The organism is Hyalangium gracile (assembly GCF_020103725.1).
Lineage (GTDB): Bacteria > Myxococcota > Myxococcia > Myxococcales > Myxococcaceae > Hyalangium > Hyalangium gracile.
In genome coordinates, this window is record NZ_JAHXBG010000033.1 from 1 (window position 1) to 24,286 (window position 24,286).

Sequence of the window (24,286 nt, forward strand, 5' to 3'; positions counted from 1 at the left end):
GCTCTGCTCGTTCATCGCCTCCAGCTTGGCGCGCAGCTCCTCGGCGTTGACCACCATGGAGCGGAACTTGAGCATGTTGAACGGCTTGCCGTGCAGGCCCACCCGCTTCTGCTTGAAGAAGATGGGGCCGCGCGAGGTGAGCTTGATGATGGCGGCCACCGTGATGAGCAGCGGCGAGAGCACCACCAGGCCCGCCGACGACGAGATGATGTCGAACAGGCGCTTGATGGCCATCTGGTGCGGCCGGGGCGCGTGCGTCACGAAGTGCAGGTAGCCGTCGGCCACCGCGTGGTTGTGCTCCGGGCGCGCGCGGTCCATGCGGAACGGGTGGGCCGGCAACGCGAAGGGGATGCCGAAGCGCTCGCACAGCTTGATGGCCGCCTGCATCTCCTGGCCGTGCTTCTGCACGTTGCCCGAGATGTAGACGACATCCACCGGCACGCGGCAGAGCACCTCCTCCAGCTGCTCCACCTTGCCCAGCAGCGGGCCCGGCGAGTTGGCCGTGGTCTGCTCGTTGCTGAAGGCCAGGTAGCCGGTGACGCGGCGCCGGCCGTGCTCCGCCAGGTGCTCGCCCGTCAGCCGGCCCATCGCGCCGATGCCCAGGATGAGCGCCTCGTCGATGGGCTCCTCGCGCACCGCGAGCCTGCGGAACACGAACTGCCGCAGCCCCACCACGCTCAGCCACAACAGCAGCGGGAAGAAGCTCAGCGCCACCACGGGCATGCCGCCCGCCAGCAGCAGGCGCGACAGGTAGAGCATGCCGGTGACGGACACCACCGTGATGGACACCAGCGCCAGGTCATCCAGCGGCGCCCGGTCCGAGAAGCGCGGGTCATACAGGCACAGCGCCGTGCCCAGCAGCAGCCAGGCCAGTCCCGCCTCGCCCAGCAGCAGCCACAGGTCCAGGTTCGCCAGCTGCAGCGAGTGCCCCATCAGCACCGTGGAGCCCAGCAGCGCGACGACCACCAGCAGCAGATCCACCAGCAGGTTCAGCTTCGCCGCGAAGCCCGGCGCCAGGCGCCCGCGCGTGGGCTTCTGCACCACGGGTGGAGGAGGCGCAACCAGTCGCGGCGCCTCCGGAGCCGGCGCTGGCTTCACGGCCTCACCCGCCGGCGAATTCTCGGAGACTTCCTTCTGGACCGATGCGGTTTGCATGCCAAGCTCCCCACGTCCCAGGAAACAGCCCCGGGGTGACGCCGCCCACCTGCGGAAGTGGGCGAGAAATCACGGCACCACCACGCTCTGGACCGCCGAAGATTGTATGGGCCCTCGAAAAGTGCACGCAAGCAAGCTGAGAATTGCCGCCGCCTTCAGACCCCTGGGGTCAGGTCCGACCGCGCCTGATGAAAAATCAACCCTCCCTCCCATCGATTACAGGCGCATCCCCCGGAGAGTGATCAAAACGCATCAAATATGCTGATGACAACCCAGGGGGTTGCTTGCTCGGTCCCCCAACAGGTTTTCCCGGGAGTGCATTGTCGGGGTTTTCCGGGAGTGGGTTGGCGCGCCGTGTCGATGGGGCCGGAGCCGGGCTCACGGGCCGGCCGCGGAGAACGGCGCGAGGATGCGCTCCACGTAGCGCTCCACGGAGAAGTCCCGCTCGGCCTTCTGCCTGCCCCGCCGGCCCATGGCCTCGGCCTCTTCCGGGTGGTCGAGCAGCCAGCGGATGCGCTCGCGCAGCTGGGCGGGGTTGGAGGGCTCGACGTGGAAGCCGGTGACGCCGTCCTCGATGAAGCCCTCCACGTACGGGTTGCGCGTGAGGATGACGGGCTTGCCCATGGCCATGCCCTCCAGCGCCACGGTGATGCCGCTGATGATGGGCCGGGCCAGCGGCACCACCACCACCCGGGACTCGGCGTAGAGCTGGCGCAGGTTGGCGTAGGTGCCCCACGAGCGCATCTCCACGTTCGGCGGCAGCGGCCGCGCCTGCGTCTGCTTGCCCGCCACCGAGTAGCGCCACACCGTGTCCGCGGCGATCTTCACCTCCGCGTCCAGCCCCGTGGCCGCCTCGATGAGCGAGTCGTAGTCGCGGTTCACCGCGCCCGCCGCGCACACCTGCCGCTTCGTGGGCTGCTCGGGCCGGGGCTGGAAGTACGCCGTGTCCACCCGTGAGTAGATGACGGAGACGCGCTCGGGTGGCAGGCCGTACTGCTCCACCAGCACGCGCTGGCTGTGCGGCGACAGGCACAGGAAGTGGTCCACCCGCTTGCCGAGCCCCAGCTTCGCCAGCGCCAGCCAGCGCTTCTTGCTGGAGACGTTGTGCACCAGCAGCACGATGCGGCGCTTGCGGCGGCTCAGCAGCCGGTCCACCCCGAGGAACTGGATGGCGGGGAACTCCTCGGCCAGGAAGAGGTTCTGGTGCTCGCGCGTCTCGCGCCACGCGGCCAGCGCGAAGCGGGCGCAGTCCACGTTGGAGGCCGGGTTCAGCCCCCGCTGCGCCATGGAGAGCACCTGCGTGAAGACGCCGCGGCTCATCGCCGCGAACTCGCCCATGGGGCCCTTCTTCTCCAGCGCGTCGTTGACGCGGCTCACCGGCTCGCCCACGCCGATGTATGCGGAGTCTTTCGGCATCGCGTCCCTCTGGCCGTCAGCGGCCCGTGTGGACGCCATCTATCACGTCCCCTCGGCGGGGCGCGCTGGCAGTGACACCGTGAAGACGGTGCCCACGCCCCGCTCGCTCTGCACCTCGATGTCGCCGCCCAGCCGGCGGACGATGTCCCGGCTGATGGAGAGCCCCAGCCCGGTGCCCGTCGTCATCCCCTTCGTCGTGAAGAAGGGCTGGAAGACGCGCGACAGGTGCTCGGGGGCGATGCCCGGCCCCGTGTCCGCCACCTCCACCAGGGCCCGGTCCCCCACCCGGTGGGACGAGACGCGGATCTCCCGGCGCGGCCCCTTCCAGTCCGCCAGCGCCTGCGCCGCGTTGATGAGCAGGTTGCTGAAGATCTGCGACACGCGGCTGGGGCTGCCCCGCACGTGGAGCCCCTCGGCCAGGTCCACGATGACGGTGGCCGCCGGCGTCGTCTCCGCCCGGGTGATGCGCAGCGCCGAGCGGATGGCCTCGTTCAGCTCGAACCAGCCGGTCGCCGCGTCATCCATGCGAGACAGGGCCCGCATGTCCCGGACGATTTCACAGATGCGGCGCGTGCCCTCGTGCGCCTCGCTCACCGCCTGGAGGACGGACTCGAACTCCTCCTGCTCGCGGGGGCCCCACACGGGCCCGGTCCCCGCGGGCCGGCCGTCGAGCTCCGGGTTCAGGCTCCGGCCCAGCGTGGCCAGCCCCTCCTGGATGTAGCTGAGGTTGCTCAGCACGAAGCTGGCCGGGTTGTTGATCTCATGGCTGATGCCCGCGGCCACCAGGCCCATGGAGGCCATGCGCTCGGAGGCGGAGAGCTGGCCCGCCATCCGCCCGTTCTCCAGCGCCAGCACCGCGTGCGAGGACAGCAGCGAGGCCCGGTCCAGCTCTCCCCGGCTCAGCGGCCGCGTCTCGGAGCGGCGCAGGACGACGAGCACCCCGAGCAGCCGCTCGCCCGCCGTCAGCGGCAGCAGCAGCGCCGACACCTCGGGGGGCAGCTCCTGGAAGTCCTTGAAGCGCCAGTCCCCGCCCAGCGGCCCCAGCACCGCCGGCGTCTGGTCCTGGTGGAGCAGGCGCACCATCCGCTCGCCGAGCGACAGGCCGAGGGCGCTCTCCTTCTCGTCGGCCAGCCCGTGGGCGTGCGCCACCTGGAGCTTGCCGTCCGTGTCCGGCAGCGCCAGCAGCACCGCGTCCGCGGACATGAAGGAGCGCACGCTCTCCACGATGGCGCGCGGCAGCTGCTCGAGCGCGTTCTGCTCGAAGAGGGCCTGGCTCAGCCGCACCAGGTCCGTGGAGACGTTGAAGCGGCGCTTCTCCAGCGCGCGCGAGACGCAGGAGAACAGCTCCTGGAGCTTGAAGGGCTTGCGCAGCAGATCGAACGCGCCCGCGCGCATGCACTCGATGGCCGTCTCCAGCTCGGCGTAGGCGGTGGCGACGATGACCTCGGTGGAGGGCGAGGCCTCGCGCACCCGGCGCAGCAGCTCCACCCCGCCCAGGCTCGGCATCCGCACGTCCGTCACCACCAGGTCGAACGAGGCCTTGCGCAGCCGCTCCAGCGCCTCGGAGCCGTTGCAGGCCTCGGTCACCTCGTGCCCCTCCAGCGACAGCATGTCGCTGAGGAGCTGGCGGATGTCCCGCTCGTCATCCACGATGAGAATCTGTCCGCCCATGCCCGGGAAGTCCCTACTCCGCCGCCGGGAGGACGAGCCGGAAGACGCTGCCTCCGGAGGTGCCTGGAACGACGCTCAGGTCCGCGCCCATGCGGCGCAAGAGCCGCCACGCCAGCGCGAGCCCGAAGTTCAGGCGCATGGTGTGTCCGGCGCGCGAGTCCACCTGGATGTGCGGATCGAAGATCTCCGCGCGCCGCGCCTCGCTCAGCCCGAGCAGCGGATCCTCCAGCCGGATGACGGGGCGGCCCGCCTCGTAGCTGGCGCGGATGGCCAGCGGGACGGGGGCCGTGCCCGGCTTCGGCGGCGTGGTCTCGCACAGGAAGGCGAGGATGCGCCCCAGGCTGGACTCGAGATCATCCCGCCCGACGCGGGCGAAGACGGGCGCGGCGGCCTCCACCTGGAGCGGCCGGCTCAGCAGCCCCTCGCGCATCCACGTGGCCAGCAGCGGCACCACGTCCACGCGCTCGACGGGCGCCACGGGGCTGCCGCCGGACAGGGCGCGCAGCTCCGTCAGCAGCGCCTCCACCCGGCGCATGCCCTCCATGGCGTCCCCGGCGGCCTCCTCCGTGTCCTGGATGGAGGCCTCGGCCTGCTGTCCGGCGGCGGTGAGCAGCTTGCGCGCCAGCTCCGCCAGGCTCGGGTCGTCCCGCCGCGAGAGCTCCGCGGCCACCTGGCGGGCGGTGGACCACAGGGACTTCACGTCCCGCGAGTACGAGGTGAGCGTCTGGAGGCTGGCCTTGGTGAAGGCCAGCGGGTTGCTCAGCTCGTGGGTGATGCCGGCGGCCAGCTTGCCGACGGTGGCCAGCTTCTCGGCCTTCACCAGCTCCTCGCGGGTGGCCTCCAGGTCCTTCACCCGGGCCTCCAGCTCGCCGTTGAGGCGCGCCGTCTCCAGCGCCAGCGCGAGCTGGGCCGCGAAGAGGCTGCCGCGCTGCAGCTCCGAGACGGAGAACACCGGCTGCCCCACGCCGCGCAGCAGGATGAGGCTGCCCGCGGGCGCCGCCCCCACCTGCAGCGAGTACGCCAGCGCCGAGCCGATCCGGTCCACCGGTGAGAAGGGCCAGTCCCGGGACGAGTTCACCACGCAGACGGGCTCCTGGCCCTCGATGGAGCGCCGCGCCAGCTCGCGCAGCGCGTGGGTGGGCACCTCCAGCCCGTCCGGGGAAGAGCAGACGTTCAGCTCGCCCGAGCCCAGCTCCGGCAGCAGCAGCCGGAAGGCCTGGTGCGGCACCAGGTCCAACGCCAGCTCGCCCAGGTGCGAGAGCACCTCGTTGCGCGTGCGCAGCGAGAGCAGCGCGCAGCTCACCTCGTACAGCGGCACCAGCGAGCGCAGGCGCCGCTTCTCCACCGCGCGCAGGATGAGGTGGCGCAGCTCGGCGATGTCATACGGCTTGCGGATGTAGTCGTACGCGCCGTGCTTCATGCAGGCCAGCGCCGTCTCCAGGCTCGCGTAGCCCGTGGCGACGATGACCTCCATGTCCGGATCCAGCTCGCGCAGCGCGGCCACCGTCTCCACGCCGTTCATGCCCGGCATCTTCAGGTCCGTGATGGCCACGTCGAAGCGGCGGGTGCCCAGCACCTCCACCGCGGCGCGGCCCCCGTCCGCCGTCACCACCTCGAACTCGTTGGCGGGCAGCGAGAAGGCCAGCATCTCGCGCATGTCCGGCTCGTCGTCGATGACGAGCACGGAGATGCCGCCGCCGGGCGTCAGCTCCTGCACGCTGCGCTTCGGCAGGGCCGAGGAGGAGCCCCGGGAGGCGGGCACCCCTCCGGCGCTGAGCTCCCAGGAGACGGCCAGCTCCCTTGCCGGAGCCTCGGGCGGATGGACTCGTGGATTCATTTCCATGCGGTCGCCTCCATGCGCTGCGCCTGGGGGGGCGCGCCTGCCGCCGGGAGCCACAGCCGGACCGTCGTCCCTGCTCCCGGGGCCGTCTTCACGTCGATGGCGCCCCCGTGCGCCTCGACGATGTTCCTTGTAATGGACAAGCCGAGCCCTGTCCCCTGGCCGACAGGCTTCGTCGTGAAGAACGGGTCGAAGGCCCTCTGGAGCACTTCCTCGGACATGCCACAGCCGGTGTCCGTGACGACCACCTCGATGCCGGTGTCCTGCGCCACCGCCCGGGCACTCATGCTCACCGAGCCACCGCTCGGCGTGGCATCCAGCGCGTTCGCCAGGAGGTTGAGCAGCGCCGACTCGATCTCCTGCACGCAGACCTCCAGCTCGGGCAGCTCGCCGGGCGGCGTGAGGATCTCCAGCTCGATGTTGGCGCGCCGCGCCTGTCCCTGGACCAGCTCGCGCAGCCTGGCGAAGAGGTCCGGCACCGCGACGCGCTCGCGGAAGGGCACCTTGTTGCGCGAGAAGTCCAGCAGCGCCCGGACGAGCTGCGCGCAGCGCTGGGCCTGCCGCTCGATGGCGGCCACCGCCGTGCGCGAGCCGTCATCCAGCGTGGAGCGCCGCGCCATCCCCTGCGCGAAGCCGAGGATGATGCCCAGCGGGTTGTTGAGCTCGTGCGACAGGCCCGCGACCAGCGTGCCCATGGCCGCCATCTTTTCCGACTGCACGAGCGACTCGCGCAGGCGCTTCACCTCGCGCTGGTCGCGCATGATGAAGACATAACCCAGGGGCTGGGCGGCCGCGTCCGCGATGCGCGTCACCAGCAGCTGCACCGGGATGGCGCCCTGCGTGCGGCTCAGCAGCCCCACCTCGGACTCCACCGGCCCCTCGCTGCCCGAGCGCGTCATGAGCTCGGCCAGCGCGCCCTGCTGGCTGGCCGGCACCAGCCGCTCCAGGAAGGGCCGCTCGGAGATCTCCTCCTGGCTCCACCCGAAGAGGCGCGCTGCGGCCTCGTTCCACACGTGGGCGTGGCCCTGTAAGTCACACATCGCGATGGCGGCCGGAGAGGCCGAGGTGATGTGGGCCAGCAGCGCCAGCTCGTCCCGGGAGCGCTCCAGCTCCGCCGTGCGGTGCTCGAGCTTCTCCATCATCTGGTCGAACGTCCGGGCGATGGAGCCCAGCTCGTCCCGGGACTGGAGCCGGACGCGCTGGCTCAGGTCCCCTCCGTCGACGATGCGCCGCAGGGTGCCCTCGATGCGCCCGAGCGGCCGCAGCAGCAGCCGGGTGCCCCAGATGACCAGCCCGGCGAACACCACCGCCAGGACGGCGCCCGCTCCCATCATGCGCTGGCGCAATTCCTGGAGCGGCCGGAGGATGCGCTCGGCCGGCGCGGAGAGCACCAGCGACCAGACCAGCCCGTGCTCGCGCGAGAAGCCCTTCAGCGGCGCGACCAGGTAGAAGGTGTCCCCGAGCAGGAAGGTGGAGTCCTCGCCCGAGACGGCCCTGGGGTTCCACACCCGCCGCAGCGCCTCCGGGGAGAGCGGCCCGAAGAGCGGCCCCTGCTCGGACAGCAGCGTGACACCGAAGCCCTCCCGCGCGGCCGTCTCGCGCAGCAGCGCGACGTCGAACTCGGACACCACCGCGCCCAGGGTACGCCCCTGGGACGAGAGGGGCAGGCCATACAGCAGGCGCGAGCGGCCCTCTCGCTGGACCAGCGCGACGGCGGGCTGGCCAGTGCTCACGCCCGGCCACCAGGGCTCGCGCGCGAAGTCGACGGAGCTCTCCGGGTGGGCCGGGTGCAGCCCGTTGCGCGCGATGACGCGCCCGCCCGCATCCAGCACCCACACGTCCGACACCTCTCCGCCCAGGCCCGGCAGCTGCAGCCGCTGCATGAAGGGCGCGAGGTACGCCTCATGTCCCCGCGGCTCGGTGACGCTGTTGATCAGGAACGTGTTGCCCGCCAGCGACTGCATGAAGGACCACTTGAAGGCCAGCTCCTCCTCGATGTCCGTGGAGGAGATGCGCGACTCGAGCCGCAGTTGCTCGCCGATGCTCTGCTCGAGCGCCTCGCGCGCGTTGCCGGAGACGGTGAAGATCAGCGCCCCCACCGTGGCCAGGTCGATGAGGAGGAAGAACAGGAGGACCTTGCCTCGCAGGCTCCGGAAGAAGCTCACGGCCGGGCCTCACTCAACACCAGGGCCGCGCACAGCATCCACCCCGGTCGTTGCATGTACGCCCCCCATCGCGGCCCCCCAGGGCTCGCCCTGGATGGAGACGGTGATAACCGGACGAAAACCTGCGCGCAGGAATAGGACGGCGTCACGGACCTGGCAGTCCCCCCCTGGGACCGACGACGGGAAATCCCGCCGCCCGGGGAGCCTCTGCGCACCGCCAGAGGAGCTCTGACCGATACATGACAATGTATCAGGTTCGTAGCCAGAGCCTGCAAGCAGGCAGGCTCCCCGGTATGGTGACGGGTGTGAACACCCCTCGTTTCATCCCGGGCCATGAGCCCCCCGCTCGCGGTCGTGAGCAGGCCCTGCTCTTCGCCGCGCACGGGCTGGAGCTGCTCGTCGAGGAGCGCGATGGCGCCCTCTGCTTTCCCAAGGGCGCCGTGCTCCCGGAGCTGGCCCAGGCCGGGCACTTCCTCGGCACGCTGGATGGCGTGGACTGCTACGCGGCGCCCTACCCGAAAGGGCAGGAGCCGCCCCCGGGCCTGAAGCTGATGGGCGCGCGCGGCCTGTTCCTCAAGGTGGACGAGGTGCTGCTCTCGGTCGCCGGCCGGGCCCTGGCCATCGCCGAGTGGGACATCACCCACCGCTTCTGCGGCCGGGACGGCACGCCCACGCAGCTGGTGCCCGGCGAGCGCTCGCGCAAGTGTCCCGCCTGCCGCACGCCGTTCTACCCGCGCATCTCCCCGGCCGTCATCGTGCTCATCACCCGCGGGGACACCATGCTGCTGGCGCGCGCGCCACAGTTCCCCGAGCCCTTCTTCAGCACGCTGGCGGGCTTCGTGGAGCCCGGCGAGTCCCTGGAGGAGGCCGTGGCGCGCGAGGTGAAGGAGGAGGTCGGCGTGGAGCTCCAGAACCTGCGCTACTTCGGCAGCCAGCCGTGGCCCTTCGGGCGCTCGCTCATGGTGGGCTTCACCGCCGAGTACGCGGGCGGAGAGCTGCGCATCGACGGGCGGGAGATCGCCGAGGCGCGCTGGTTCACCATCGACGAGCTGCCGCGCATTCCTCCCCGCGTGAGCATCGCGCGAGCCCTCATCGACAGCTTCATCGCGAGGGTGAAGGCCAGCCGGGGGCCGCCGGCTCCGTAGCGCGCTCACCCCAGAGGGCCACGGGAGCCGGGTCCCCAGGTGAAGTAGATGAACAGGCCGGGCAGCGCCCACAGCGCCGACAGCACCAGGTGCGCCACCCCCAGCGCGCGCGCCACCTTCGCCTGCGGGATGCCGCGCAGGGGCCCCTCGCCCCGCTCGATGCGGCGCAGCTCGCGCGTGGCCACCCGCATCGCGGCCACGCCCAGCACCAGGTGGGGCACCGCCGCCAGGAACAGGACGAGCGGGAAGACGAAGATGCCGGCGATGCACCCGCCAATGAGCCACTTCACCGCCCGGGAGGGAGGCCCGTTCCTGCGCAGCCAGTCCATGCAGTCGGCGCAGAAGGCCTCCTCGCCCAGCACCTCCGTGCAGTCGCCGCACAGGAAGGTGCCGCAGCGCGAGCACGGCGCCACCGCGGCCGTGTCCGGGTGCCTCGCGCAGCGCGCGCCAGCGAGCTCAGGCGTGACGATGCACCACCTCCCTGCCGAGGCCTTGGCGCCCTGGGCTCAGTAGCCCGGCGGCAGGCCCGTCATCAGCCGGGCCAGGCCGTGCGTCCCCAGCCCCAGGAACACGGCCGCCAGCACCGAGCAGCCGAAGAAGCCCGCGAGGATGAGGTTCTTGCGCGGGTGCTCGAACTGACTGAAGGCGTAGAAGAGGATGTAGAAGGGGATGAGCAGCACCATCATCCCCGTGCCCACGCTGCGGCGGAACGCGTGGAGGAACAGGAAGAAGGCGCAGGCGACGGTGACGAGCCCGAAGAGGGCGGCGAGCGGCAGGAGCGGCACGGTGGCCCACAGATAACACGGTCCGGGCTTTGCGGCGGCCCCGAGCGCATATAAATGATGCTCACCCGCCACCCCTCCGAGGTGCCCCTGCCATGGCCAGGCTCAAGACGGTGCTCACCTTCATGCTCGCCGGTGCCTTCCTGGGCAACCTCGTCGCGTCGCTGGCGGCCCCCCAGTTCATGGAGTGGTACAACTCCACCGCGCTGGCCACCCAGACGATGTGCAACCTGCCCGAGGTGGTGCGCAAGGTGACGGACGACCTCATCCGCGCCCAGCTCATCGGCTCGGGCATCGGCGCCGGGGCCTTCCTCGTGCTGGGCATCCTCTTCGTCCGGGCCCGCACCAAGAAGGAGCGGGCCACGCCGCCGCCGCCCGCGGCGCCCACTCCCACCGCCACGAACTGAAGCGCGCGCGCGCCTAGCGCGGGTGGACCAGGATGGACGTCCAGCTGATCAACGTGGCGTTCTCGGGGTCCTTGATCGTCACCTTCAGCACGAAGGTCCGCGGCGAGCTCACCTCGGGCGCCACCCAGCTCGGCTCTCGCACGGTGACGTCGCTGAACGAGCCGGCGGGCGCCAGCGGCTCCTGGAGCCAGTTGTAGACCAGCGGGTCCCCATCCTTGTCCGTCACCACGAGGTGCATCTGCACCTCGTCCCCGGAGGCCACGTCTCGCGAGGAGACCATGGGGCCCTCGGTGACCAACGGCGAGTTGTTGAAGCCCGTACCGCACCCCGTCCCCAGCGCCGCCACCACCAGCAGCGCCACGACGGCCCAGCGTGAACTCGACGACTTCATGGACGATCCTCCACTCACCTCATCCAGCTCTGGAGGGGACACGATGGCCCCACGAGCCGCACGTTACCCTTCCGGTCCCACACCCGCATGGGACTCAGGTCGAGGGTGTCACGCCGAGAGCAACTCCACGGTGAAGCGCGCGCCTCCCTCCGGGCGGTTCTCCGCGCTCAGCGAGCCGCCGAACCCCTCCACGTACTCGCGCGAGAGCGCCAGCCCCAGCCCCGTGCCCTTGCCCTGCGCCTTGGTGGTGAAGAAGGGTGTGAACAGCCGCGGCAGGTGCTCGGGCGCGAAGCCCGGCCCGTTGTCCTCCAGCACCAGGCACACCCGCTCCCGCCGCGCCTGCACCTTGAGCGCCACCCGCGGCCCCGCCACGCGCGCCTCCTCCAGGGCGTCCGCCGCGTTGAGCAGCAGGTTGAGCAGCACCTGCCCCAGCCGCCGAGCGTCCGCCCGCACCAGCGGCACCTCGGGGGGCACCTCCACCTCCACCGCCAGCTTCTTGAGCCGCACCGAGGCCAGCCGCATGCTCTCCTCGATGACGGTCGGCAGCGGGCAGGGGCTCGGCTGGCGAGCGGCCTCGGCCTCCGTGGCGCCGCGCGCCATCCGCGTGAGGTCCTGGACGATCTGCTGGATGCGCGCCACGCCCTCCTGCGTCTCCTTCAGCGCCGCCGCGTGGTCCGGCGTGAAGCGGCCCTCGCGCGGCAGCTCCTCCTGGAGGAAGCGCAGGTTGGCCTGGATGAAGGCCAGCGGGTTGTTCACCTCGTGCGCCACGCCGGCCACCAGCCGCCCCACCTGCGCCAGCCGGTCCGCCTCCTGCGCCCGCTGCTGCGTGGCGCTCAGCGCCTCCTGCGTGGCCCGCCGGTGGGACTCGGCCTCCGCGCGCTCGCGCTTCATCCGCGCGTAGAAGTACGAGGCCTGCACCGCCACCAGCCCCGAGGCGCCGATGAGCAGCCCCCACGTGGCCACCCGCGACACCGGCTGCCCCTCCAGCACCAGCAGCGTGAGCCCCGACACCAGGCAGGCCACCGCGCTCCACAGCGAGCGGTACACCGCCCCCATCGACAGGGAGATGCCCATCATCGGCAGCGCGCACAGCCACGCGAACGTGGGGCTCTGGCTGCCTCCCAGCCGCCAGATGACCAGCGACAGGCAGACGTTGGGCAGCAGCAGCCCGGTGATGAGCCACCCCACCATGCCGCGGCGCACGGGCGACACCACGCGGTGCACCACCCACAGGCTCGCCAGCGTCAGCACCGCCCAGCTGGCGCGGATGGCCAGCGTGTCCCACGGCACCCGGGCCGGCGAGGACAGCACGTCGATGCCCCAGAAGGGCAGGTTCGTGGTGGCCATTCCCACCACCGCGCGCTCCCGCTTCAGCGCGGAGCCTCGCGCGCTGGCGTCCGACGCGGCCTGCGGCTGGGCGGGTTCCCCCTCACTGCGGGGCACGGAATCCAAGAGAAAGCTCACTTCCCACTGATTTCAGGATTTTTAGCAAAATCCATTCTCACGGCGAGCCATGAGCGTCAAGTACCCGAAATCACAGTTGTATGCCCCCCAGGCGAGCGAGCGAGCCGCTGTGGAGCGGCGCGTCGCCTCAGGCCCGTGAAGGGGCGCGCCGGCGTCGGCGCACGGGGGCAATCAGCTGGAGCTTCTCGAGCCGGGACAGGCGCTTGAGGGCGGCCTCGCGGCGCAGGGCGGCGCTTCGGTCCTCCGCGGGCTCGCTCCACACCAGCGTCACTGGCAGGCGGGCCCGGGTGTACGCGGCGCCCTTGCCCCGCCCGTGCGTGGCCACCCGGCGCTCCAGGTCGTTGGTGGCGCCGGTGTAGAGCGTCCCATCCCGGCAGCGCAGCATGTAGACGGTCCAACCGCCAGAGGCGTCCGACACGCGCGCGACTCTACCGCAACGGCGCTCAGTTGCTGGAGGGCTGCTCCGCCCACTCCCAGCCCACCGCGAGGGGCAACCGGATTCCCTCCCACGGCTCCTCTTCTTCCTCGGGCAGGCCACACCCGGCCATCACCTCGGAGACGAGGAGGAGCGGATCATCTTCCCAGGCTTCGAGAATGTGAGCCTCGCTGATCAGCCCCAGGAGCGCTCCCGTCTCTTCCACGACAGGAAGCAGCCGAAGCTGGTGCTCCTTCATGACCCGCAGGGCACACAGAAGCGTGTCTGTGGGTAAAACGGTGACAGTAACCGATGCCGTCATTTCCTCGCTCATCCCGTGCTGCTGCATCTCAAGGCCTCCCAAGCCAATCTGCAGGGGAGTACTGCAACGGGCCTGCCGACCCAATTAATTGCTCACTTTTCAACGGGGCGCCCGACCTGCCAGGGCGTAAGCTCCAGGCGTGAGGCGAATCCAGACGCCGAGGCTGGTCCGCATGGCGGACCTCTTCTCCAAGGCGGTGAGCCGTAGCGGCGAGGGGCTGCTGACGCTGCCGTTCCGGCCGGACGAGCTGTACCGGGTGCCCACGGATGACGGGGCGGGCATCGCCCTGGGGCGCTACCACGCGCGCGGCGAGCGCCGGTACGCCCAGCCCGTCATCCTCTGCCACGGGCTGGGCGCCAATCGCTTCCACATGGACTTCGACGAGCGCTACAGCCTGGCCCGGTACCTGGCGCGCGCCGGCTTCGAGACGTGGGTGATGGAGCTGCGCGGCCGGGGGCTGGCCGGGAGCGCCTCGGACTTCACCTTTGATGATCAGGCCGAGCACGACGTGCGCACCGCGGTGCGTACGGTGGTTTCTACCGGGGCCAAGGAGGTGCTCTGGGTGGGACACTCCAAGGGCGGGCTGATGCTCTATGCCCACCTGGCACGCAACCCGCAGGCGCCGGTGCGGGCCGCGGTGACGATGGGCAGCCCGTTCACCTTCGCGGTACAGCCGGGCCTGCGCATCTTCATGAAGCGCATCGAGCCGCTGCTGCGGCTGGCCACCATCCCCACGCGGCGGATTACGAACATCGCCTTCCTGGGCGCGCCGCCGGGGCCGATGACGCGGTACATGATGCTGGCCGACAACATGGATCCGGACGTGGTGCGCCGGGCCCTGGCCAACGTGCCCTCGGACCTGGCCGGGGGCGTGGTGCGGCAGTTCGCGCGGTGGATCGACACGCACGCCTTCACCACCTACGACGGGAGCTTCGACTACCGGGTACCGCTGGCCGAGGTGCGCGTGCCCTTCCTGCTGCTGGGTGGGAGCCGGGACTTGCTGGCGCCGCCGCTGGCGGTGGCGCGGGCCAAGGAGCACCTCGGCGGGCCGGTGAAGCTGGTGATCGCCGGCAGGGCGCACGGCTTCGCGGAGGACTACGGCCACGCGGACCTGGTGCTGGGCCGCCGCGCGCCGGACGAAATCTTCCCGCTGGTGGAGACGTTCCTCTCCGCGCACGCGACCCGCGCCTGAGCCGGTGGCTTCGGTTGTTCAGGCCCGCTCGTCGTGCTAGCCCGAGCGCCCGCCTCCATGCCCGCCCCTCTTCGCTCCCTGCTCCTGCTCTCGCTGATGCTCGCGGCGTGCGAGCGCGCTCCGGCGCCCGGCCGCGCCGTGGTGGACGTGCGGCACACCCGCCAGGAGGGCGGCACGCCGGTGGCGCGCTGGCAGGGAGACAGCCTCAGCGCCGAGGCCCTGGAGCAGCGCTTCCTGGAGATGAGCCCGGCGCTGCGCGAGCGCTACCAGACGCCGGAGGCGAAGCGCGAGTACGTGGAGAGCGTGGCCCGCTTCGAGCTGCTCACGCGCGAGGCCATCGCCCGAGGGCTGCAGGATGACCCCGAGGTGATGGCCAGCCTGAAGCGCGCGCTGGTGAACCGGCTGATGCGCCAGCAGCTGGAGCAGGCCCCCGCCACCGTCACGGACGCGGAGGTGGCCGAGGCCTACGCGCGCCAGCGGGCGGACTTCTCGCGGCCCGCCCAGGTGCGCCTCTCGCACATCTTCCTGGCCGCGCCTCGGGGTGACGCCGCGAAGGTGGCCGCCGCCCGGACGAAGGCGGAGGAGCTGATGAAGCAGCTGCGCGCGCTGCCGCCCACGGACTTCGACACCTTCCGGAAGCTGGCGCGCGAGCAGAGCGAGGAGCCGCGCTCCCAGCCGCTGGAGGGAGACATGCGCTTCCTCACCGACGAGGCGCTCGCCCGCGCGTACGGGCCCGAGGTGCTCGAGGCGACACGCGGGCTGACGGAGTCCGGCGCCCTGGTGGGCCCCGTGCAGACGGAGCAGGGCCTGCACCTGCTCAAGCTCCAGGGGCGACTGCCGGCGGTGGACCTCTCGCTGGAGGAGGTGCGCGAGCAGCTGGCCGAACGGCTGCGCGGCGCGAAGCAGACCCGGGCCTGGGCGGACTTCCTCGAGGACGTCGCCCGCCGCCAGGCGCTCTCCATCGACGAGGGCATGCTCTCGCGGGTGAAGGTGGATGTGTCAGCGCCCATGCGCGCACCTTCGGGGCCCATGCCGGGCACGGTGCCTGCCCCCCTCGCTTCCGGGGGAGGGATGCCATGAAGGCAACCTTGCCAGGCGGAGGGGCGGGGAGGACCGTTGCCCTTCTGCCGCGTCCCTCGTAGAGGAAAGCCTGCATGCGCCCCTTTCCTACCCGTTCCTCCTCGCTCCTCCTCGTCCTGGCGCTCGGCGCCGTGGGCGCGGTGGGCTGCAACAAGCCCCCTCAGCAGGAGCCGGACGACAGCGTGGTGGCCACGGTGAATGGCGAGGTGCTCAGTCGCGCCGAGTTCGAGCTGGAGCTGTCGCGGGAGCTGTCCTCCTCCGAGGCCCCGGAGCGCACGCCGGAGGAGATCGAGCCCTTCAAGCGGGCGCTGGTGGACTCGCTGGTGAAGCGGATGCTGCTCTTGCAGGAGGCCAAGCTGCAGAACATCACCGTCACGCCGGAGGAGGTGGACCGGCAGATGCTGCGGCTGACGGGGGACTACCCCACGGACAGCTTCAGCGACGCGCTGGCGCAGGGGCAGCTGTCGCTGTCGGAATTGCGCGCGCGTGAGTCCCAGCGGCTCATCATCGAGAAGCTCTTCTCGATGCACGTGTACGCGCGCGTGGCGGTGACGGAGGAGGAGCTGCGCGCGTACTACACGGCGCACGAGTCGGAGTTCCAGGAGCCCGAGCAGGTGCACGCGGCACAGCTGGTGGTGAAGGGGCTGGACGAGGCGAAGCGGGTGCAGGCGCAGCTGAAGGCGGGCAAGAAGTTCGCGGACCTGGCGCGCCGCTACTCGCTGAGCGCGGACGCGAAGGTGGGAGGAGACCTGGGCTTCTTCCCGCGCGGGCAGATGCCGCCGGCGTTCGACGCGGTGGTCTTCAACATGCGGCCGGGACAGGTGTCGGACGTGGTGTCCACGGAGTACGGCTACCACCTGTTCAAGGTCATCGAGTTCAAGCCCGGACGGAAGCATGAGTTCGCCGAGGTGCGCGGGCAGGTGGAGTCGCGCATCGTGGCGAAGAAGCAGTCCGAGGCGCAGGAGGCCTTCGAGAAGGAGCTGCAGGCGAAGGCGAAGGTCTGGGTGAACGAGTCGGCGCTGCAGGCCATCCGTGGAAGGCCTGTACCGCAGCCGACCGTGGCGAAGTAGAACGGGCTCTTGGGCCTCGGGGTTGCCTGGGGCCGGCATGAGGGACGAGATGAAGACGTGGGTGAGTGTCATCGCGGTGGCCGCGCTCCTGGTGGGCGGCGTGGCGCGCGCGGAGCTGGTGGACCGGGTGGCCGCGGTGGTGAACCGCGACATCATCGCGCTGTCCGAGGTGCAGCAGCGGGCGGCTCCGGAGCTGGCGCGCCTGGCGGCCGAGCGGGATCCGCGCAGGCGGGCCGAGCAGCGCAGCCAGATCCTCAAGCAGGCGCTGGACATCCTCATCGCCGAGAGGCTGGTGGAGGCGGAGGTCCGCGAGCTGGGGCTGACGGTGACGTCGGCCGAGATCGAGGAGGCGATGGCGGACGTGCGCAAGCAGAACAACATCAGCGACCCGGCGCAGTTCGAGCAGCTGCTGTCGCGCGAGGGCTACACGATGAAGAGCTACCGGGAGTTCCTGGGCAAGCAGATCGCCCGGGGCCGGCTGATGCAGCTGAAGGTGGCGACCAAGGTGAAGATCTCCGAGGAGGACCTGAAGGCGGCCTACGCGCAGTACTCGAAGCTGGAGGGCGAGGAGGCGGAAGTGCACGCGCGCCACATCCTGGTGTCGGTGGATCCGAAGGCGACGCCGGAGCAGGTGGAGGAGGCGCGCAAGAAGGCGGTGTCCATCGCGGAGGAGGCGCGGCGGCCGGGGATGGACTTCTCGGCGCTGGCGAAGGCGCGCAGCGACGGCCCGAGCCGGGAGGACGGCGGAGACCTGGGCTTCTTCCGTCGCGGGGTGATGGTGCCGGCGTTCGAGAAGGCGGCGTTCTCGCTGAAGGTGGGCGAGGTGAGCGAGCCCATCCGCACCAACTTCGGCTGGCACGTGCTGAAGGTGGAGGAGCGGCGCGCGGTGGGGGTGACGCCGTACGAGGAGATGCGCCCCAAGCTCGAGCTGAAGCTCCGGGAGGAGAAGACCGAGAAGTTCGTCGAGCAGTACGTGCAGGAGCTGCGCAAGAAGGCCATCGTCGAGGTGAAGCTCTAGCCAGGTCCGAAGGTCTAGCCTCCCGGCGAACCGGTCGCGAACTGGTATGACAAGCAGACCAGTTCGGACAAGGTTCGCCCGGCAGGAGGGTGGACCGGACGCGGGGGCGAGCTCGGGAAGAGGGTCATGGCACTACCCATCGTGGGCATCTCGCTGGGGGACGTCTCAGGCATCGGCCCGGAGGTGACGGCGGCGGCGCTGGCGCTGCCCCGGGTGCGCCGGGCGCTGGTGCCGGTGGTGTTCGGGGACGGGCCCACGCTGGCGCGCTTTCCGATCTTCCGGAGGTACGCGCGGGCGACGCCGGAGACGCTGGGCCGCGCGGTGGGCCCCACCGTGTGCGAGGTGACGACGCTGGCGGAGAAGGATCGCCGGCCGGGCAAGCCGACGCGCGCGGGGGGACAGGCGCAGTACGCCTTCGTGACGGCGGCGATCGAGGCGGCGCGCGCGGGGAAGGTGGACGCGCTGTGCACGGCGCCGGTGTCCAAGGAGCAGATCTCCCGCGCGGGCATTGCCTTCATGGGCCACACGGAGGTGCTGGCGGAGGCCTTCGGGGTGGAGGTGTTGATGTTGATGGACGGGCCGCGGGTGCGGGTGGCGCTGGCCACCAACCACGTGCCCGTGTCGGCGCTGCCGAAGCTGCTCACGGTGGAGAAGCTCACCGAGCAGCTCGAGCTGCTGTCGCGGGAGCTGAAGCCGGTGGTGGGCCGGCGGCCGCGCATCGCGGTGCTGGGGCTCAACCCGCACGCGGGCGAGGGCGGGCTGCTGGGACGCGAGGAGGTGGAGATCATCTCTCCAGCCATCAAGCGAGCGCGGGCGGCGCGGGTGGACGCGCACGGGCCGGTGCCGGCGGACGGGCTGTTCGCGCGGCCGGATGACATCCCCTACGACGCGGTGCTGGCGATGTACCACGACCAGGGGCTCATCCCGGCCAAGGCGCTGGACTTCGAGCGCACGGTGAACGTGACGCTGGGACTGCCGGTGCCGCGCACCTCGCCGGACCACGGCACGGCGTACTCGCTGGCGGGCACGGGCCAGGCCAGCCGCGTGCCCATGGTGGAGGCGCTGCTCAAGGCAGCGCTGATGGCTCAGGCCCGGAAGTAGCTCGCAGGCCCCTTCGGCTCAGAAGACGAAGGGAAAGCGGATGGGCCCCATCTGGGTCTGGTGCTGCGGGAACTTCCAGTCCCTCACCAGCCCCTCGATGCAGGTCGCCAGCGCCGTGCCGCGCAGCGCCTGGGTCTCCATCGCGATGCCATACGTGGAGCCGCTCGGGTAGACGAACCACCGCATCACGAACCTGCCAACGGTCAGCCCGGGGATGGACTCCTTGTGCCGCCGGATGCACGAGGCGATCGCCGGCTGGTTGGTGACCACCACCTTCTGGACGTCCTCCGGCGTCAGGCTCTCCGGGACTGCCTCGGCAGGATCGGGCGGGATCCACACCGACTTCACGCCCTTCGACTCGGGCACCTTGCGGACCGCGTCCTTCGTGAAGCCCAGCTCCCGCGCGAATTCCTTGTCGAACTCCTCGTACTCGCCCGGTTCCGCCGCGTCCGTCGACTCCGCAGCGGCCTTCGCTATCGGCGCGGGGGCCTGCGCCACCGCTGGCTGCTGCATGAAGGGCATCTCTTCCTCCGTCTCCTCCAGGGACGGATCCTCGATGTCACGGCGCTCCTGCGCAGCCTGCGCGGCGGAGACCTTCCTGGCCTGGGCCATCTCGCGCGACTTGACGTTCGTGGGCTGCGTCGGACGCAGGGACTCCTGCGCGGCGTGAGCGATCGCTCCAGGCTCCGGCGAAATACCTGCCTGCGGAATCACCGCGGCCTGGGCAATGGCTCCCGGAGCAGGCTCAGCCTGAGGCGCAGGCTCGCTCGAGGCAGTCACACGCCCAGGAACCAGCGGTCCCGGCAGCGCCTCCTCGGAGGCATCCTTCGCCGTCCTCCAGTCCCCAACGGCCGACTCCGACTGCAGGGAGAGCGGCGAGTCCTTCACGGACAAGACACGCTCGGGCACGGCCGTCGCCGGCGGAGGCGCCACCGCGGCCACCGTCCCCGCGGGCACATAGGCGGCCGCCACCTGGGTCCGATCCGGCAGGCTGTCCCGCACCATCCAGAGCATTCCCGTCACGAGCAGGCTCGCGGCGCTCACGCCCACGAGCGCCCCCGCCGTCACCCACAGCGTCCGGTTGGGCGCCTCGACAGCAGGCGCGGGCACCACGGGAACGTTCCACCCGGGCTGCGCCAGATGAGGAGCCACCGCCAGCCCCGGCAAGGGTGCCTGAGGAGGAGCCCACGGGGCCTCCACCGGGAGCGCCGCCACGGGCGCAATGGGCTCCACCTCCTCGAGCAGCTTCGGCTTCAGATGCTCCGGGATCGGGCACTCCCCACCATCGAGATCCTTCGAGTTCTCCGCGGGCTCCTCGGGAGGCGGCAGCGTGCGCAGCCACTGCTCCTCCGCGGCGGCCAGCGCGAGCACACCCTGGAGACGCTCCGCGGGCTTCTCCTCCACCGGCGGGGGCTTCACCTCGGGCTCGGGCTGAACGAACAGCTCGCGATCCAGATAGGCATCCAGCTCCGTGTCGAGCGCCTCTTGCACATCCTGTTGGACGCCACTGCCCGGCCGGCCCTTCCACTCGGCACCACGAACGAAGGACAGCGCACCGGCTTCCGTCTGATTCTCGACCACGCCCCACCCCCGACCCGTACTGACCCGACCCAGATAGGCCGTGAGAAAGTAAGAACGCGTGGGTGGCGCGCCACCACGGTGTTCATCGGTGGGCAGTGGTTCCTTCCGCTATCCGTCAGACGCGCTCCGGAGCGTCGGGTGTCCCACCCGGCAGCCCTCCCTGGGGGCGCATCCTGCCCGAAGCACGACACTCTCCATCGATTGCGTGGGGCGGCTCCGAGCCGGAGTCTCCGACCTTGGCAGGATGTACTCCCAGAGGATCACATGCGCTCAATCGCCATGCTGCTGTGTCTGCTGTGGAGTCTGGCCGCGCAGGCTCAACAAACGATGGAGCTGGCTCAGGCCCCTTGTACGAGCACCTATGACTGCTGCTTGATGCGCAACCCTGGCACGCCGCAGGTCTGTGGTGGAAGAATAGGTGCCACCAACACCGAGGGGACAGCGGCGCTGGCGACTGCCGTGGATGGCAAGGCGCTCGCGAGTCAGCTGGCTCACATGGCGGCGCATCTTGCTCGGCTCCTCGCATTGTCGGAGGTAGGCGGGGTTCCTCCGGGTGAGCCTCCGAACAAGGACACAGACAAGCACTGGTGGACGGAGATCAAAGCGAGCCTGAAGAACGTCAAGCATTTGCTCAAGAACGCCAGGAGTCGGCGGCAAGTCCTGGCGGAACTCCGAAAAGACGGCCGATTCTCCGAGCAGCAGGTGGCAGACCTCGAAGCGCGCCTTGCCGAGGCCGCCAAGAAGATGGGAGATGACACACCGATGAACCTTCTCCCCAGAGAGTAACGAGCGATGGAGCCCTCCCTCGTCGCACAGACCTTGCTCCCGGACCTTCCTGATGAGGAGCCCTGGTACGAACTGAAGTTCCAGTTCCAGGAACTTCATGAGGATTGCTCCCGGCTCCTGAGGAAGCTTCTACCTCTCGCGCCCCAGCTGACCATCAACGCCAGGTCCCGACATATCTACGACGAGTTGTTCGATATCCATGGAGTCGTCCATCACGATGCGAAGGACCATGCCCGGCGCGCGATGGAACTGGCGGGTTATCTCCTCACCCGCTCACCGGGTTCCATCCCGGAATGGAACCCGGGTGAGGACGGAACCGCGGATTTCTCCATTCCGCTCGAGGTCAGCGCCTGCACCTCGCTCGACACCGCCCGCGCCAGACTGACTTTCCACGTGGAAGGGCTACGCTCCGCCATCGACAAGGCGCTCCAGGCAGTCCTCCGTGCGGCAAGTCTCCGCGGAGCGCGCCATCAGGTGCTGGAAGCCGTGCAGGCTGAAGCCACCGGGATCTACGAAACGCTCCACAATGTAGCTCTACCCCACGCCCAAGCTGCCTACTGCTGGTCCGAGCAACACTGGCGTCTGGCCGACCCGGAAGGCGCCGCCGCCCACGACCAGCGCTCCGCGGAGATCGACGCGGAGCTGGCCTCCCTTGAGGAAGAGTAGCCTCAAGGCCCGATAGGACTACCGGGCCACCGCGCGGGCCTCGGGGAACGGAGCAGGCTCCCTCACGGGCGCGAGCCTCCGCATGGAGGCCTTGCCCACCACCACGTCCACCATCTTCCGCACGCGCGTCCAGACGCTCTCCTGCACGTAGGGCACACCGTACTTCTCGCACAGCGCCCGAACCTTCGGCTGCGCCTCCCGGTACTTGAGCATCGGCAGGTCTGGCCAGATGTGGTGCTCGATCTGGTAGTTCAGCCACAGGTGCGCGAAGTCGTTCAGGTCCCCGCCCGTGCGGTAGTTCGCACTGCCCACCACCTGCTGCACGAAGCGCGCCCCCCGGCTCTCGGGCGACGCGTCGAAGCGGTACAGGTCCTCACCCGTGTGGTTGGGCCCCACCACGAGGAAGGTGTGCAGGTTCGTCAGCAAGTCCGCCAGCACCGAGTTACACAGCACGCTGAACGCCGCCCACACGCCCAGCGGCAGGAACAGCGCCGGGAAGAGCAGGAAGTGGAAGGCCGCATAGGGCGCGTAGCACTTCAGCACCAGCTCCCACCGCTCCGCCCGGGTGAGCGAGGCGCCCTCCCGCCGCCCCTTGCGCCGCAGCGCGCTCAGCGTCTCCGGCGCGTAGTAGCTGGCCCGCCACGTCAGCGCGAGCACCCCCAGCAGCAGGTAGCGCAGCCCCAGCGGCCGGCGCGTGTCGCGCAGCGTGCCCTCGGCGTTGCGCTCGAGCAGATCCGGATCCGCCTCCTCCCCCGTGTGCGAGTGGTGGAGCACGTTGTGCTCGAAGATCCACGCCTCCGGCATCATCCAGTCCAGCCAGTCGAGGAAGCGGCGCCCGCCGCGCGCGAAGCCCTTGCTCGTGCGCGCCGCCGGCACACCCGGCACCCGATCATACCCGCGGTGCCCCACGTGGTGCATCAGGAGCCAGCGCGTGGAGCGGCCCAGGCTCAGCGCCGCGGCGCTCAGCGGGTTGGGCGCCAGCCAGCTCGTGGCCACTCCCAGCAGCGTGGCCACCCGCCCCCAGCGCTCGATCTTCCGCAGGTGCGCGGCGTCCGCCTCCCCCAGCGAGGCATCCAGCTCCTCGCGAAGCGCCTTCAGCTCCCGCTGGAAGGCCTCCATGTCCACGGTGGAAGGATCAAAGGCGCTCTGGGAGGGGGACATGCGAAGGGGCTCGGGCGAAGGTGCGCCGCGAAGCCTATCAATGTTCCCCCTCAGACATGGGAGGCTTCGGACGCGGGAGCTCCATACGGCCGCTCCGGCGGCACGCGTGGCAGCGAGAGCCGGAAGCACGTCCCCTTCCCCGGCTGGCTCTCCACCTCGATGTGGCCCCCGTGCGCGGTGATGATGCCGTGCACCACCGCCAGCCCCAGCCCCAGCCCCATCCCCGGCGGCTTGGTCGTGAAGAACGGCTGGAAGAGGTGGTTCAGGGTCTCCGACGACATGCCCGTTCCCGTGTCGCGCACCTCGATGCGCACCCACGTGCCTTCCTGCCGCGTGGAGATGCTCACCTGTCCCTGCTCCGACGTGGCCTGGCCCGCGTTGACCAGCAGGTTCACCAGCACCTGGGCCATCTGCCGCGGGCGCCCCACCACCGGCCCCACCGCTCCCAGCTCGCACTCCACCTGGCAGTGCCGCAGCTGGCTGTGCGCGATGCGCAGCGCCATGCGGACCTCCGCGTTCAGGTCATACTCCTCGAACGCCTCCGGATCGCCCCGCGCGAAGCGCCGCAGGTCCGCCACGATGCCGTTGACCCGCCTGATGCCCTCCAGCGTCGCCGGCAGCACCTCGTCCCGGTGCTCCTTCAGCGGCTCGGCCAGCTCGGGCAACTCCTTCAAGTCCCTGAGCAGCAGGTTGATGTTGCTGGCCACGAAGCTCATCGGGTTGTTGATCTCGTGCGCCACCCCCGCCGCCATCATGCCCAGGCTCGAGAGCTTCTCCTGCTCGATGGCGCGCGCGTGCATGCGGCGCATCTCCTCGTGGGCCCTCTCCAACCCGGAGCGCTGCTCGAGCACCTTCTCCAGCGCCCCCCGCAGCAGCGAGCCGCGTCGCTCCGCCAGCAGGTAGCCGAAGACACCCAGGATGGTGAAGGCCAGCGCCATGTCGGCCCTGGCCCCATCCAGCAGCGCCATCGAGTTCAGCAGCACCAGATAGACGGCGGTGCGCGGGCGCACCCAGCGGTCCAGCCCGTGGTACCACAGCATGTTGTACGGCACGAAGGCCCAGACCAGCGGTGACCACCCGGTGGCATGTCCGCTCACCGAGATGCCCGCCACGTTCAGCAGCATCCGCGCCGTCTCCACCCAGGCGCGTGACAGCCTCCGCGCCAGCCGCTCCAGAAGCCACACATTGGCGAAGGTCAGCACCACCGCCACCGCCATCACGGTGAGCACCTGCCCCCACCGTCCCCAAAACCAGACGAGGATCGACAGGTTGATGGCCATCGGCCCCATGCCCGCGATGGCCTGGATGCCTCGGTGGACCTGCTCGGGATCGGCGTCCGGCAGCCCCTGCGTCGAGCCTTCCGGGCGCTGCCGCGGCTCCACGTCCGCTGAGCGCTGAGTCGAGCGGGAACTCATCGGACCCCAGCAAAGTCTGTCATGGGTACCCCCCCCTGCTTCC

23 protein-coding genes are annotated in these 24,286 nt (G+C 70.5%); 9 read left to right on the forward strand and 14 right to left on the reverse strand.

Going from position 1 to position 24,286, the window contains the following annotated elements; genetic code table 11:
* The 5 genes from KY572_RS41035 to KY572_RS47950 form a co-directional block, all read right to left on the reverse strand.
* Positions 1-1,155 (reverse strand): sugar transferase (locus tag KY572_RS41035; protein WP_224249202.1); only part of this gene is annotated, 1,155 nt, incomplete at its 3' end.
* A gap of 378 nt (positions 1,156-1,533) precedes the next feature.
* A complete protein-coding gene (locus tag KY572_RS41040; RefSeq protein ID WP_224249203.1) occupies positions 1,534-2,571 on the reverse strand; it encodes a glycosyltransferase family 4 protein in 1,038 nt (345 codons plus the stop codon).
* Between the two features lie 42 nt (positions 2,572-2,613).
* Entirely contained in the window at positions 2,614-4,242 is a 1,629-nt protein-coding gene (locus KY572_RS41045) for a response regulator (protein WP_224249204.1), read from the reverse strand.
* 13 nt (positions 4,243-4,255) lie between these two features.
* Positions 4,256-6,085 carry a response regulator gene (locus KY572_RS41050; RefSeq protein ID WP_224249205.1) on the reverse strand — a complete coding sequence of 610 codons (1,830 nt, stop codon included), beginning with the start codon at positions 6,083-6,085 and terminating at the stop codon, positions 4,256-4,258.
* On the reverse strand, positions 6,076-8,247 hold the full coding sequence (locus KY572_RS47950) for an ATP-binding protein (RefSeq protein WP_224249206.1): 2,172 nt from the start codon (positions 8,245-8,247) through the stop codon (positions 6,076-6,078). The genes KY572_RS41050 and KY572_RS47950 overlap by 10 nt, the downstream gene beginning before the upstream one ends.
* A 305-nt stretch (positions 8,248-8,552) precedes the next feature.
* On the opposite strand from KY572_RS47950, the gene nudC reads away from it, so the two are divergent.
* Positions 8,553-9,392 carry an NAD(+) diphosphatase gene (nudC, locus tag KY572_RS41060; RefSeq protein ID WP_224249207.1) on the forward strand — a complete coding sequence of 280 codons (840 nt, stop codon included), beginning with the start codon at positions 8,553-8,555 and terminating at the stop codon, positions 9,390-9,392.
* A gap of 5 nt (positions 9,393-9,397) precedes the next feature.
* On the opposite strand, the gene KY572_RS41065 is transcribed toward nudC, so the two are convergent.
* Positions 9,398-9,805 carry a hypothetical protein gene (locus tag KY572_RS41065; RefSeq protein ID WP_224249208.1) on the reverse strand — a complete coding sequence of 136 codons (408 nt, stop codon included), beginning with the start codon at positions 9,803-9,805 and terminating at the stop codon, positions 9,398-9,400.
* 93 nt (positions 9,806-9,898) lie between these two features.
* The gene (locus tag KY572_RS41070) at positions 9,899-10,249 is read right to left on the reverse strand and encodes a hypothetical protein (RefSeq protein ID WP_407660101.1); all 351 of its coding nucleotides are present in this window, start codon (positions 10,247-10,249) and stop codon (positions 9,899-9,901) included.
* Positions 10,250-10,269: 20 nt separating this feature from the next.
* On the opposite strand from KY572_RS41070, the gene KY572_RS41075 reads away from it, so the two are divergent.
* Positions 10,270-10,581: a hypothetical protein gene (locus tag KY572_RS41075; RefSeq protein ID WP_224249209.1), complete on the forward strand. Its 312-nt coding sequence runs from the start codon at positions 10,270-10,272 to the stop codon at positions 10,579-10,581.
* Between the two features lie 13 nt (positions 10,582-10,594).
* Here the strand turns inward: KY572_RS41075 and KY572_RS41080 are convergent, their stop codons facing one another.
* The 4 genes from KY572_RS41080 to KY572_RS41095 form a co-directional block, all read right to left on the reverse strand.
* Positions 10,595-10,972 carry a hypothetical protein gene (locus KY572_RS41080; RefSeq protein ID WP_224249210.1) on the reverse strand — a complete coding sequence of 126 codons (378 nt, stop codon included), beginning with the start codon at positions 10,970-10,972 and terminating at the stop codon, positions 10,595-10,597.
* 108 nt (positions 10,973-11,080) lie between these two features.
* A complete protein-coding gene (locus KY572_RS47955; RefSeq protein ID WP_224249211.1) occupies positions 11,081-12,415 on the reverse strand; it encodes a sensor histidine kinase in 1,335 nt (444 codons plus the stop codon).
* A 148-nt stretch (positions 12,416-12,563) separates the two neighbouring features.
* Complete coding sequence (locus KY572_RS41090) at positions 12,564-12,821, reverse strand: GIY-YIG nuclease family protein (RefSeq protein WP_224249295.1); 258 nt, start codon at positions 12,819-12,821, stop codon at positions 12,564-12,566.
* A 58-nt stretch (positions 12,822-12,879) separates the two neighbouring features.
* Positions 12,880-13,200, reverse strand: coding sequence for a CBS domain-containing protein (locus KY572_RS41095; protein WP_224249212.1), 321 nt, complete (start codon positions 13,198-13,200; stop codon positions 12,880-12,882).
* Positions 13,201-13,345: 145 nt separating this feature from the next.
* Between KY572_RS41095 and KY572_RS41100 the strand changes: the two genes are divergently transcribed.
* From KY572_RS41100 to pdxA, 5 genes are all read left to right on the forward strand, one after another.
* Positions 13,346-14,365 carry an alpha/beta fold hydrolase gene (locus tag KY572_RS41100; protein ID WP_224249296.1) on the forward strand — a complete coding sequence of 340 codons (1,020 nt, stop codon included), beginning with the start codon at positions 13,346-13,348 and terminating at the stop codon, positions 14,363-14,365.
* 57 nt (positions 14,366-14,422) lie between these two features.
* Positions 14,423-15,445, forward strand: coding sequence for a peptidylprolyl isomerase (locus KY572_RS41105; RefSeq protein ID WP_224249213.1), 1,023 nt, complete (start codon positions 14,423-14,425; stop codon positions 15,443-15,445).
* 74 nt (positions 15,446-15,519) lie between these two features.
* Positions 15,520-16,515 (forward strand): peptidylprolyl isomerase, encoded by a 996-nt coding sequence (locus KY572_RS41110; protein ID WP_224249214.1) that lies wholly within the window; start codon positions 15,520-15,522, stop codon positions 16,513-16,515.
* Between the two features lie 49 nt (positions 16,516-16,564).
* On the forward strand, positions 16,565-17,533 hold the full coding sequence (locus KY572_RS41115; RefSeq protein WP_224249215.1) for a peptidylprolyl isomerase: 969 nt from the start codon (positions 16,565-16,567) through the stop codon (positions 17,531-17,533).
* Between the two features lie 126 nt (positions 17,534-17,659).
* A complete protein-coding gene (gene pdxA / locus KY572_RS41120; protein WP_224249216.1) occupies positions 17,660-18,634 on the forward strand; it encodes a 4-hydroxythreonine-4-phosphate dehydrogenase PdxA in 975 nt (324 codons plus the stop codon).
* Between the two features lie 18 nt (positions 18,635-18,652).
* Here pdxA and KY572_RS47960 read toward each other — a convergent pair whose 3' ends face one another.
* A complete protein-coding gene (locus KY572_RS47960) occupies positions 18,653-20,215 on the reverse strand; it encodes an AgmX/PglI C-terminal domain-containing protein (protein ID WP_224249217.1) in 1,563 nt (520 codons plus the stop codon).
* Between the two features lie 264 nt (positions 20,216-20,479).
* Here KY572_RS47960 and KY572_RS41130 point away from each other — a divergent pair, with 264 nt between their 5' ends.
* Both KY572_RS41130 and KY572_RS41135 read left to right on the forward strand, forming a co-directional pair.
* Complete coding sequence (locus KY572_RS41130; protein ID WP_224249218.1) at positions 20,480-21,001, forward strand: hypothetical protein; 522 nt, start codon at positions 20,480-20,482, stop codon at positions 20,999-21,001.
* A 6-nt stretch (positions 21,002-21,007) separates the two neighbouring features.
* On the forward strand, positions 21,008-21,667 hold the full coding sequence (locus KY572_RS41135; RefSeq protein ID WP_224249219.1) for a hypothetical protein: 660 nt from the start codon (positions 21,008-21,010) through the stop codon (positions 21,665-21,667).
* An 18-nt stretch (positions 21,668-21,685) separates the two neighbouring features.
* On the opposite strand, the gene KY572_RS41140 is transcribed toward KY572_RS41135, so the two are convergent.
* Both KY572_RS41140 and KY572_RS41145 read right to left on the reverse strand, forming a co-directional pair.
* Positions 21,686-22,828: a fatty acid desaturase family protein gene (locus KY572_RS41140; RefSeq protein WP_224249220.1), complete on the reverse strand. Its 1,143-nt coding sequence runs from the start codon at positions 22,826-22,828 to the stop codon at positions 21,686-21,688.
* Between the two features lie 50 nt (positions 22,829-22,878).
* Positions 22,879-24,243 carry a sensor histidine kinase gene (locus KY572_RS41145; protein WP_224249221.1) on the reverse strand — a complete coding sequence of 455 codons (1,365 nt, stop codon included), beginning with the start codon at positions 24,241-24,243 and terminating at the stop codon, positions 22,879-22,881.
* Between the last annotated feature and the right edge of the window lie 43 nt (positions 24,244-24,286).